Source organism: Actinoplanes oblitus (assembly GCF_030252345.1).
Lineage (GTDB): Bacteria > Actinomycetota > Actinomycetes > Mycobacteriales > Micromonosporaceae > Actinoplanes > Actinoplanes oblitus.
In genome coordinates, this window is record NZ_CP126980.1 from 9,739,350 (window position 1) to 9,749,828 (window position 10,479).

Annotated in this window: 10 protein-coding genes; 5 read left to right on the forward strand and 5 right to left on the reverse strand. The window is 73.7% G+C overall.

Features of this window, described 5'->3' with window-relative positions:
* Positions 1–13 precede the first annotated feature (13 nt).
* Complete coding sequence (locus Actob_RS43585) at positions 14–3,139, forward strand: UvrD-helicase domain-containing protein (protein ID WP_284917791.1); 3,126 nt, start codon at positions 14–16, stop codon at positions 3,137–3,139.
* Here Actob_RS43585 and Actob_RS43590 read toward each other — a convergent pair.
* Entirely contained in the window at positions 3,126–3,665 is a 540-nt protein-coding gene (locus Actob_RS43590) for a prepilin peptidase (RefSeq protein WP_284922536.1), read from the reverse strand. The genes Actob_RS43585 and Actob_RS43590 overlap by 14 nt on opposite strands.
* 140 nt (positions 3,666–3,805) lie before the next feature.
* Between Actob_RS43590 and Actob_RS43595 the strand changes: the two genes are divergently transcribed.
* From Actob_RS43595 to Actob_RS43610, 4 genes are all read left to right on the forward strand, one after another.
* Positions 3,806–4,429, forward strand: coding sequence for an LppU/SCO3897 family protein (locus Actob_RS43595; protein ID WP_284917792.1), 624 nt, complete (start codon positions 3,806–3,808; stop codon positions 4,427–4,429).
* Between the two features lie 101 nt (positions 4,430–4,530).
* Positions 4,531–5,742, forward strand: coding sequence for an ATP-binding protein (locus Actob_RS43600; RefSeq protein WP_284917793.1), 1,212 nt, complete (start codon positions 4,531–4,533; stop codon positions 5,740–5,742).
* Between the two features lie 28 nt (positions 5,743–5,770).
* Positions 5,771–6,349: a DoxX family protein gene (locus tag Actob_RS43605; protein WP_284917794.1), complete on the forward strand. Its 579-nt coding sequence runs from the start codon at positions 5,771–5,773 to the stop codon at positions 6,347–6,349.
* A 207-nt stretch (positions 6,350–6,556) separates the two neighbouring features.
* Positions 6,557–7,819, forward strand: a complete 1,263-nt coding sequence (locus Actob_RS43610) for a glycosyltransferase 87 family protein (protein WP_284917795.1) — start codon at positions 6,557–6,559, stop codon at positions 7,817–7,819.
* Positions 7,820–7,835: 16 nt separating this feature from the next.
* On the opposite strand, the gene Actob_RS43615 is transcribed toward Actob_RS43610, so the two are convergent.
* From Actob_RS43615 to moaC, 4 genes are read right to left on the reverse strand one after another with little or no spacing between them, the layout of a single operon-like run.
* Positions 7,836–8,255 (reverse strand): molybdenum cofactor biosynthesis protein MoaE, encoded by a 420-nt coding sequence (locus Actob_RS43615; protein WP_284917796.1) that lies wholly within the window; start codon positions 8,253–8,255, stop codon positions 7,836–7,838.
* Positions 8,252–9,478: a molybdopterin molybdotransferase MoeA gene (locus tag Actob_RS43620; protein ID WP_284917797.1), complete on the reverse strand. Its 1,227-nt coding sequence runs from the start codon at positions 9,476–9,478 to the stop codon at positions 8,252–8,254. Before Actob_RS43620 ends, Actob_RS43615 begins: the two co-directional genes overlap by 4 nt.
* A gap of 17 nt (positions 9,479–9,495) precedes the next feature.
* A complete protein-coding gene (locus tag Actob_RS43625) occupies positions 9,496–9,993 on the reverse strand; it encodes a MogA/MoaB family molybdenum cofactor biosynthesis protein (RefSeq protein ID WP_284917798.1) in 498 nt (165 codons plus the stop codon).
* On the reverse strand, positions 9,966–10,457 hold the full coding sequence (gene moaC, locus Actob_RS43630; RefSeq protein ID WP_284917799.1) for a cyclic pyranopterin monophosphate synthase MoaC: 492 nt from the start codon (positions 10,455–10,457) through the stop codon (positions 9,966–9,968). Before moaC ends, Actob_RS43625 begins: the two co-directional genes overlap by 28 nt.
* Positions 10,458–10,479: the final 22 nt, after the last annotated feature.

The window sequence follows — 10,479 nt, forward strand, 5'->3', positions numbered from 1 at the left end:
CGGCCGTGACAGGATGCGAGACGTGGAGGTCAGCCCGGACACGTACGTCGCGGACCTGCACATCCACTCGCGATACTCGCGGGCCTGCAGTCGCGACCTGACCCTGCCCAACCTGGCCTGGTGGGCACGGCGCAAGGGCATCGCCCTGCTGGGCACCGGCGACTTCACCCACCCCGCGTGGTTCGAGCACCTGCGGGAGAGCCTGGAGCCGGCCGGCCCCGGCCTCTACCGGCTGAACGACGAGCAGGCGGTCACCAGACGACTGCCCGGCTCGCTGAAGGGCACCGCGCCGGCCCGGTTCATGCTGAGCGTGGAGATCTCCACGATCTACAAGCGGGACGACCGCACCCGCAAGGTGCACCACCTGCTCTACGCGCCCGACTTCGAGTCGGCCGGGCGGATCAACACCGCGCTGAGCCGGATCGGCAACCTGACCGCCGACGGCCGCCCGATCCTCGGGCTGGACTCCCGCGACCTGCTGGAGATCACCCTGGAGGCCGGCGGCTACCTGATCCCGGCGCACATCTGGACCCCGTGGTTCTCCGCGCTCGGCTCCAAGTCCGGGTTCGACGCGATCGCCGACTGCTACGCCGACCTGGCCGACCACATCACCGCGGTGGAGACCGGCCTCTCCTCCGACCCGGCGATGAACTGGCGGGTCTCCAGCCTGGACCGCTACCGCCTGGTCTCGAACTCGGACGCGCACTCGCCGGGCGCCCTGGCCCGCGAGGCCACCCTGTTCACCGGCACCCCCGACTACTTCGCGGTCCGCGACGGCGCCGGCCTGGCCGGCACCCTGGAGTTCTTCCCGGAGGAGGGCAAGTACCACGCCGACGGCCACCGTGCCTGCGGCGTGAACTGGGAGCCGGAGCGCACCCGCGAGGCCGGCGGCCGCTGCCCGGAGTGCGGCCGCCCGCTGACCGTCGGTGTGCTGAGCCGGGTCGAGGACCTGGCCGACCGCCCGGTGGGCTTCACCAGGGACACGCACGTCGAGCACCTGATCCAGCTGCACGAGATCCTCGGCGAGATCCATGGCGTCGGCCCCAAGTCCAAGACCGTCGAGTCGCAGCTCAACCACCTGGTCGCCACGCTCGGCGCGGAGCTGGACATCCTGCGCAAGGTCCCGGTCGACGAGATCGGCAAGGCCGGCGGTGACGAGCTGCGCGAGGCGATCACCAGGCTGCGGCGCGGTGACGTACGCCGTGTCCCGGGCTACGACGGCGAGTACGGCGTGATCACCCTGTTCGAGCCGGGCGAGCTGCGCAACCGCAACAGTGCGCCGCAGGTGGAAACCCTCTTCGACATGCTGCCGGTCGAGAAGCCGAAGACGGCGGCCAAGGAGGAGAAGCCGAAGCCCAAGGCCAAACCGGCCAAGGAGAAGCCGGCCCCGCCGCCGATCGCCTCGCCGCCCAGCCCGCACGAGCCGTTCGAGCCGATGCTGGCCGGCATGGAGGAGGTCGGCACCGGCCTGCTGGACCGGCTCGACGCGATGCAGCGGGTGGCCGCCTCCGCACCCGGCGGGCCGCTGCTGATCGTGGCCGGGCCGGGCACCGGCAAGACCCGCACGCTCACCCACCGGATCGCCTATCTCTGCGCCGAGCTGGGCGTCTTCCCGGAGCGCTGCCTGGCCATCACGTTCACCCGGCGGGCCGCGGCCGAGCTGCGCGAGCGCCTGGAGAGCCTGCTCGGCGACGTGGCCGAGGACATCACCGTCGGCACGTTCCACTCGCTCGGCCTGACCGTGCTGAAGGAGAACGCCAAGGCGGCCGGGCTCGGCACCGGCTGGCGGATCGCCGAGGAGCCGGAGCAGAAGCAGGCCCGGGAGCAGGCCGGGGACGACGAGGCGGCGTACCGGAAACTGCTGCGCCAGCAGGACCTGGTCGATCTCGACGACCTGATCAGCGTGCCGGTGACGCTGCTGCGGGAGGACCCAGCCCTGGTCGAGAAGTACCGCAGGCGCTGGCAGTGGATCTTCGTGGACGAGTACCAGGACGTCGACGAGCTGCAGTACGAGCTGCTGCGGCTGCTCAGCCCGGCGGACGGCAACCTGTGCGCGATCGGCGACCCGGACCAGGCGATCTACTCGTTCCGCGGTGCCGACGTGCGCTACTTCCTCCGCTTCAACCAGGACTTCGTGGACGCCCGCCTGGTCCGGCTGACCCGTAACTACCGGTCCTCGGCACCGATCCTGGCCGCCGCGGTGCAGGCCATCGCCCCGTCGTCGCTGGTCCGCGGCCGCCGGCTGGACCCGGCCCGGCTCGACCCGGAGGCGCCGCTGGTCGGCCGCTACCCGGCGCGCAGCGTCACCGACGAGGCGGACTTCGTGGTCCGCACCATCGACGAGCTGGTCGGCGGGCTCTCCCACCGGTCGCTGGACTCGGGCCGGGTGGACTCGCGCGCGGCCGTCGCCGGGTCGCTCTCGTTCTCCGACATCGCGGTGCTCTACCGCACCGACTCGCAGTCCGGCCCGATCCTGGACGCGCTGCTGCGGGCCGGGGTGCCGGTGCAGAAGCGCTCGCACAACCGGCTGCGGGACCGGGCCGGTGTCGAGGTGATCGCCCGCGAGCTGCGGCACGCCGGCGGGCTGGGTGGCTCGCTGGCCGCCCGGGTCCGGCTCGCCGCGCAGGTGCTGGCCCAGCGCTACGCGGCGCCGACGCTGGACGGTGGCCAGATCACCCCGGAGGACATCTGGTCGGCGGCCGACCTGCTCACCCCGCTGGCCCAGCGGGTCGGCGACGACCTGCCGCAGTTCCTGCAGCAGCTGGAGACCGGCGCCGAGGTGGACGCGCTGGATCCGCGTGCCGAGGCGGTCAACCTGCTCACCCTGCACGCCGCCAAGGGCCTGGAGTTCCCGGTGGTCTTCCTGGTCGGCTGCGAGGACGGGCTGCTGCCGCTGCGCTGGCCCGGCGCGACGCCGTCCGAGGAGGAGATCGCCGAGGAGCGCCGGCTGTTCTTCGTCGGGCTGACCCGTGCGCAGGACCGGCTCTACGTCAGCTACGCGGCGAAGCGGTCCCGGCACGGCAGCGAGCGGGAGCAGCAGCCGACACCGTTCCTGGACGTGATCGACTCCGGGCTGTTCGAGAAGCTGGGCGAGGCGGCTCCGGCGCGACCGAAGGACCGGCAGCTCAGGCTGCTGTGAGCAGCGCCGCGAAGGCCCCGATCAGCAGCGCGGGGCCGAACGGGAAGATCCGGCGGCGCCGGGTGGCCAGCAGCACCACCGCCACCCCGGCGCCGATCAGGTGCGCCACCAGCACCCCGGTCAGCACGGCCGGCCAGCCCGCGGCGAGGCTCACCAGCAGCGCCAGCACCGCCGCCAGCTTCACGTCGCCGAACCCGAGACCGTGGCCGGGCAGCACCGCGATCAGCAGGTAACCGGCGCCGGTCAGGACCGCCGCCAGCAGCGCGGGGCCGATCCGCGCCGGGGCGAGCAGCGCGAGCGGCACACCGACCCCGGCGGCGAGGGTGCCGACCAGCGGATCGGGCAGCCGCAGGGTCCGCAGATCGATCACCGCGAGCAAGACCCCGGTCTCGACGCCGAGGAGCAGCACCGGCAGCTGCGGGACCGCACCGAGCCGGGCGGCGAGCAGTCCGGCGGCCAGCAGCGCCGACAGGGCGCCGGCGAAGCACCGGCCGGCCGGGAACAGCGCCGGCACCGCCAAGATCATCACGGGTAGTACCACGATCGGGCACCGTAACGGCTCGGGCGGGTGAACGCAGGTCGGGTTGTGGACAACTCGGCCGATGTGATGTATCCGCAGGCGATTCCGTCACCATCGGTGCAGGCCGGGCACGCTACCGTGACAGCATGTCGCACAACGGCCCGCACTCCGGCCCGCCCTGGGCCGGCGGACGACCCGAGGAGCCGTACGCGGAACCCTCCGACCCCTGGGGTGAGAACAGCCGGGCGATGCACGACCCCGCCTGGGAGGCCGCCCCGATCCCGCACCAGCAGTACCCGCCGAAACCGGCCTGGCAGCCGCCTGCCCCGTCGCCGGAGCGGGGCGGGCGCCGGGGCATCGCGATGGGCGCCCTGATCGCGGTGCTCAGTGTGCTGCTCGGCGGCGGCCTGGCCACCGCGGTGTGGTACGTGCTGGGGCGCAAGGACGACGGCGCCACCCCGGACGCCACCGCGACCACCGCCGCGGCGGTCAGCGTGCCGCGCCCGCAGACCAGCGCCGACGCGCGGTTCGCCGGCAAGGGCCAGTGCGTGCGCAACGAGGGCACCAACACCGAGCCGGAGCTGCGCATCGTCACCTGCACCACGAACACCTACGAGGTGCTGAGCCGGGTCGACGGCCGGACTACCGGGGAGAAGGACGCGGTCGCCAAGTGCGGCAAGGTGCCCGGTTACACCAAGTGGTACTACTACGACACCGAGTACGACGACGTCGACTTCGTGCTCTGCCTCCGGGAGTACCCGGGTCAGTAGGCCGCTCTAGCGGACTCTAGCGACAGAGCTAGACAGCTTTAGAGCGACATATCGAGCCGACTCTAGCGTTCGTCCTAGATGGCCCGATACGGTGCTACGTCATGGATCCGGTGCGGAACCCGTATGCCCCCGGCGCCGGTCAGCGCCCGCCCGAGCTGGCCGGACGCCGCCGCGAGCTGGATGCCTTCGACGTCGTCCTGGAGCGCGTGGCCCGGGGTCGCCCGGAGCGGAGTCTGGTCCTCACCGGCCTGCGCGGGGTCGGCAAGACGGTGCTGCTCAACACGCTGCGCTCGGCGGCGATCGGCCGGCTCTGGGGCACCGGCAAGATCGAGGCCCGGCCCGACCAGTCGCTGCGCCGGCCGGTCTCCGGCGCCCTGCACATGGCGATCCGCGAGCTGGCCCCGCACCACCGCGCCCCGGAGCGGGTGGACGAGGTGCTCGGCGTGCTCAAGGCGTTCGCGCTGCGGGCCGAAGCCGGTCTCGGAACAGTCAAGATCCGGGACCGCTGGGCACCGGGCATCGACGTGCCGCCGGCCCGCGGCCGCGCCGACTCCGGGGACATCGAGATCGACCTGGTCGAGCTCTTCACCGACGCGGCATCGCTGGCCACCGACGTGGGCACCGGGATCGCGCTGTTCATCGACGAGATGCAGGATCTCGGCGCCACCGACGTGTCGGCGCTCTGCGCGGCGTGTCACGAGCTGTCCCAGCTGGGTGCACCGCTGATCGTGGTCGGTGCGGGGCTGCCGCACCTGCCCGCGGTGCTCTCCGCCGCCAAGTCGTACTCCGAGCGGCTGTTCCGGTACCAGCGGATCGATCGGCTCGACCGGGACGCGGCCGACCTGGCGCTCGGTGTGCCGGCCGAGCGCGAGGGCGTCGACTACGACCAGGAGGCGCTCGATCTGCTCTACGAGAAGTCGGGCGGGTATCCGTACTTCGTGCAGGCGTACGGCAAGGCGACCTGGGACCACGCGCCGCAGTCGCCGATCACCGCGGACGACGTACGGGTGGCCGCGCCGGAGGCGGAGAGCGAACTGGCGGTCGGCTTCTTCGGCTCCCGCTTCGAGCGGGCCACCCCGGCCGAGCGGGAGTACATGCGGGCGATGGCCGCGCTCTCCAACGACCCCGGCAACGACATGGACGCCGCGGTGCCGACCTCGGACATCGCGGTGGCGCTGGGCCGCAAGCCGGCCAGCCTGTCGCCGGCCCGGGACGCGCTGATCAAAAAGGGACTCATCTACTCCGGCGAGCGGGGCACCGTCGCGTTCACCGTCCCGCACTTCGGTCGCTACCTCAGAACGCAGCCGGTGTGATCTCCCCAAGACGGGTATAAGGGATCTCATGAAGCCCGTCCGCACCGCTGCCCGAGCCATGCTCGCCTCGATCTTCGTGATCAGCGGGGTCCGCGTGCTGATCAATCCCGGCGAAGGCCGCATCCAGGCCGCCCGCCGGGTGACCGACCGGCTCACCCCGCTGCTGGAAAAGACCGACCCGCGACTGCCCACCGACCCGAAGACGCTGGTGCGGGCCAAGGCCGCCGCCGACGTCACGGCCGGGCTGGCGCTGGCCACCGGCCGCTTCACCAGGCCGGCCGCCGCCGTGCTGGCCGCCGGGTTGATCCCGACCACGTTCGCCGGGCACCCGTTCTGGGCCGTCCCGAAAGACCGCCGCGGCGACCAGCAGATCCACTTCCTGAAAAATCTCGGCCTGCTGGGCGGCCTGCTGCTCGCGGCTGTCGACACCGAGGGCGAGCCCGGGCTGCGCTATCGCACGACGCACGCCGTCGACCGCGGACAGCGTTCGCTCAGCCGGGCGGTGGACCGGTCGCAGCGCTCGGTGCGCCGCGCCGCCCGGACCGCGAAGCGCGAGGCGAAGATCGCCACTCTCTCCGCCACCGCCGCCCGGAAGCTGCCCGGGTGACGTCGACGCACCCGGTGTGCGCGACCACTATGCCCTAATTGACCGGATAACAACCTTGTAGCGACCTTTGCGTTAAAGCGAGCGAGGGGCCGCACGGACGGTCTGCGCCTTCACCGCTCGCTTCCGCCCGGCAACCGACCTGCCACCACGTGACCCGCGCCGGTGGCAGGCCGTGCCGCGCCCGGAGGACGAGACAGGGGTCGGGCCATGCCGGTCAGTCAGAAACGCGCGCTTCGCGCCGCGCCAACCAGGTCCGCTCTGGTCGCGGTGGGCGGGTTGGTCACCCTCGCGCTGGTCGCGCTGTTCCTTTCCCGGTACGGCCTGAGCACTCTCGCCGTCACGCACGCGGCCGTCCGCGACTGGCTGGGCGGGGCCGAGCTCTACGCGTACCGGGAACCGGTGAGCGGAGCCGGCGTCGCGCTGCCGCCCGCACTCGCCATCCTCCTCGCGCCCCTCGCCCTCCTGCCGCTGAAGGCGGCCGGCTGGCTCCTCGCCCTGGCCGGCGTCGCGGCACTGCTGCTGGCGACCGTGGTGCTGGCCGGCCCCGTCGCCCGCCGGCACGGCCGCCGCCGCACCCCGCTCGTCCTGGCCGCCGCCGCGCTCGCCCTGCTCACCGAGCCGGTCCGGGCCGCGCTCGGCGAGGGACGCCCGGAGTTGCTGCTGTTCGGCCTGGTGGTGGCCGATCTGGTGGCGCTGCGCCGGGCCCGTGCGGTCCGGGCCGGCCGGGTCCGGCGGACGCCGTGCTGGCTCGCCGAGCGCCCCGGGCCACTGCTGGACCGGCTGCGGCAGGGCTGGGCCGACGGCACGTGGGCCGGCATCGGCACCGGGCTGGCCGCCGCGTTCGCGGTGACCCCGCTGTTCTTCCTGGCCGGGCTGATGGTTCTGCGCCGGCGGCGGGCCGCGGTGACCGCGCTGACCACGGCGGTCACCGTGACGCTGGCCGGGCTGCTGTTCGCCCCGCGGGAGACGGTGACCTGGTTCGGCGACACGCTGTGGGAGCTGAACCGGACCGATCCGCTGACCACACCGGGCAACCAGGCGCTGGCCGGGGTGCTCGCCCGGCTCTACGGCTGCCCGGCGCCACCGGTGCTGGTCTGGCTGTCGTTCGGCGCGGTGCTGCTGGCGGCCGGGCTGTTCCGGGCGCGGTCGGCGCTGGGCGCCGGCGACGAGGTGGCCGCGTTCACCGTGATCGGCCTGGCCGCAGCGGCCTTCGGCCCGATGAGCACGCCGGCCGAGCTGATCTGGCTGCTGCCCGCGCTGCTGATCCTCGCCGACACCGGGCGCCCAGTCCGGCGCGGTGTCGCCGCCGCCGGATACGCCCTGCTGGTGGTGCCGGTGCCGGTGCTGCTCGGCTGGAACGTGTACGCCTTCGCGCTGATCCTGCTGACCGGCGCCCTTCCCTGGCGGACGGCTCCGGCACCCCCCGCGCCTCCGCAGCGCGTCGCCATCCCGGTCCCCCGCGGCGGCTAGCCCGTGTTTCTCGCCCTCAGGGGCAGTTGACCCATTCCTCCTGGCCGTCCAGGAAGACCTGGCGTTTCCAGATCGGCAGGCGGGCCTTCACCTCGTCGACCAGGCGGGCGCACGCCTCGAACGCGGCGGCCCGGTGTGCGGTGCTGACCGAGGCGACCAGTGCCACATCGCCGATCCGCAGGGTGCCGATGCGGTGCGAGACGGCGACCGCGTAGACCGCCGGGTCGGCGGCGATCTCCTCGGCCACCTCGCGAAGGATCGTGGCGGCGGTCGGGTGGCCTTCGTATTCCAGCAGGGTGACACCGCGGCCGTGGTCGTGATCGCGGACCACGCCCTGGAAGGAGACGACGGCGCCGGCCCGGCGGTCGGCCACCGCGGCCTCGTGCGCGGCCAGGTCCAGCGGGGCGTCGAGGACCTCGGCGATGGTGACTGTCATACGCGCTCCCCGGGCAGCAGCGGAAGGGGCAGGAACGGAACCGAGTCGCCGGCGGCGACCTTGACGCCGGGGCGGACCACGAGGAAACCGTGCGCATTGGCGAGCCCGCGCAGCATCGCCGAGCCGACGTGGCCGACCGGGGTGGCGACCCGGCCGGTCGGGTCGAGAGCGGCCAGCGCCAAATGCGTGTCCCGGCCGCGGCCGGGGACCGGGGTGGCCGCCTCGACCTGCGGCAACTCGGCCGCGAACGGCCGGCCGGCCAGCCCCGCGAGCAGCGGAGCGACCAGGCTGACCAGGGCGATCACCGCGGACTGCGGGTTGCCGGGCAGGCCGGCCAGGAACCGCTGGCGGCCGTCCGGCCCGGGCACCCGGGCGAGCAGCATCGGGAAGCCGGGGCGGACGCCGACGGTGTTGACCACGTAGTCCGCGCCGAGCTCGGTGAGCGAGGGGTGCAGGTGGTCGACCGGCCCGTGCATGGTGCCACCGGTGGTGCAGACCAGGTCGGCGGTGGCCAGCGCGGTGCGGATCGCGGCGAGGTGCGCCTGCAGGGTGTCCTGGACCGGGCCGGCGACCGAGGTGACAGTGGCGCCGCAGCGGCGCAGCCAGCCCGGGACCTGGGGGCCGAGCGAGTCACGGACCCGCCCGGCGCCGGGCGGGCCGGCGGTGAGCAGCTCGTCGCCGAAGACCAACAGGGCGGCCCGGGGCTCGGGGCGCACGGTCAGCGTCTCATGTCCACAAGTGGCCGCGACGCCGATGACGGCCGGGTCGATCGGGGTGCCGGCCGGCACCAGTTCCTCGCCCTCGGCGGCCTCCTCACCGGGCAGCCGCCACTCCGGGGTGGCCCGCGGGGTGCCGGTGACCAGCCCGTCGGCGCCGGTGGTGGACTCCTCGACGCGGATCAGGGCGGCGGCGCCCTCGGGCACCATGGCGCCGGTGGCGATCTCGACGCAGGTGCCGTCGCCGGTCAGCGGCGGCGGTGTGCCGCCGGCCAGCACCCGCCCGACCGGCCGCCACGGGCCGGCGCCGCGCACCGCCCAGCCGTCGATGCTGGAGGTGGGGAACGCGGGCAGGGCGGTGAGGGCGCGCAGCGGCTCGGCCAGGGTGCGGCCGTCGCCGTCGGCCAGGGGGATCCGCTCGGTGCCGGCCGAGGCGGCGAGCCCGGCCTGATAGGCCAGCTCGCGGGCCTGATCCCAGCCGACCGGGGGGTTCACGTCAGCGCTCACCGGTCGAGCGTAGTCCGCTAGTGGTCGCCGCCTCGGATCTGGTCGACAGTGTGTGCGAGGAGCGGGGCGAGGACGGCGAGACCGTCCTTGGCACCGCCGGTGGAGCCCGGCAGGTTGACGATCAGGGTGCGCCCGGCGACGCCGGCCAGGCCGCGGGAGAGGGCGGCGGCCGGGATCTTGTCGCGACTGTGCGCGCGGATCGCCTCGGCGATGCCCGGGATCTCGAAGTCGAGCAGCGGGCGGGTCGCCTCCGGAGTCCGGTCGGTCGGGGTCACGCCGGTGCCGCCGCTGGTCAGGACCACGTCGACGTGGTCCTGGACAGCTGCCCGGAGCGCCGCGGCGACCGGCTCGCCGTCCGGCACGACGACCGGGTCGGGCACCTCGCAGCCGAGCTCGCGCAGGCCGGCGACCAGGCGCGGGCCGCTGGTGTCGGAGTAGACCCCGGCGGCCGCCCGGTTCGAGGCGACGATCACGCGGGCTCGGATCGTCACGGCCGGTCCTCCGGGCGTACCCAAAGTCCGGTCTTGCCGCCCTCCTTGCGGAGCACGCGGACCGCGTCCAGGCTGGCGGCCGGATCCACCGCCTTGATCATGTCGATCATCGCGAGACCGGCGGTGGCCACGGCGGTCAGCGCCTCCATCTCGACGCCGGTGCGGTCGGCCGTCTTGGTGGTCGCGGTGATCTCGACCACGTCGGCGCCCAGCTCCAGCTCGACCTCGACCCCGTGCAGCCCGATCGGGTGACAGAGCGGCACCAGGTCGGGGGTGCGCTTGGCGCCCATGATGCCGGCCAGCCGGGCCACCGCGAGCGCGTCACCTTTCGGCAGGTCACCGCCGCGCAGCAGGGCGATCACCGCGGCGGTGGTGTGCACCTGACCAGCGGCGACGGCCCGGCGCTCGGTCACCGTCTTGGCGGACACGTCGACCATCCGGGCGGCACCTGTCTCATCGACGTGCGTCAGCCGTGTTTCCTCGGGCATACCCGCGAGCTTATAGAGCGCC

Bases quoted from the DNA above. Each gene is read 5' to 3' on its own strand.
- Actob_RS43585 (WP_284917791.1), top strand. From the start codon at position 14: ATGCGAGACGTGGAGGTCAGCCCGGACACGTACGTCGCGGACCTGCAC.
- Actob_RS43590 (WP_284922536.1), bottom strand. From the start codon at position 3,665: ATGATCTTGGCGGTGCCGGCGCTGTTCCCGGCCGGCCGGTGCTTCGCC.
- Actob_RS43595 (WP_284917792.1), top strand. From the start codon at position 3,806: ATGTCGCACAACGGCCCGCACTCCGGCCCGCCCTGGGCCGGCGGACGA.
- Actob_RS43600 (WP_284917793.1), top strand. From the start codon at position 4,531: ATGGATCCGGTGCGGAACCCGTATGCCCCCGGCGCCGGTCAGCGCCCG.
- Actob_RS43605 (WP_284917794.1), top strand. From the start codon at position 5,771: ATGAAGCCCGTCCGCACCGCTGCCCGAGCCATGCTCGCCTCGATCTTC.
- Actob_RS43610 (WP_284917795.1), top strand. From the start codon at position 6,557: ATGCCGGTCAGTCAGAAACGCGCGCTTCGCGCCGCGCCAACCAGGTCC.
- Actob_RS43615 (WP_284917796.1), bottom strand. From the start codon at position 8,255: ATGACAGTCACCATCGCCGAGGTCCTCGACGCCCCGCTGGACCTGGCC.
- moaC (WP_284917799.1), bottom strand. From the start codon at position 10,457: ATGCCCGAGGAAACACGGCTGACGCACGTCGATGAGACAGGTGCCGCC.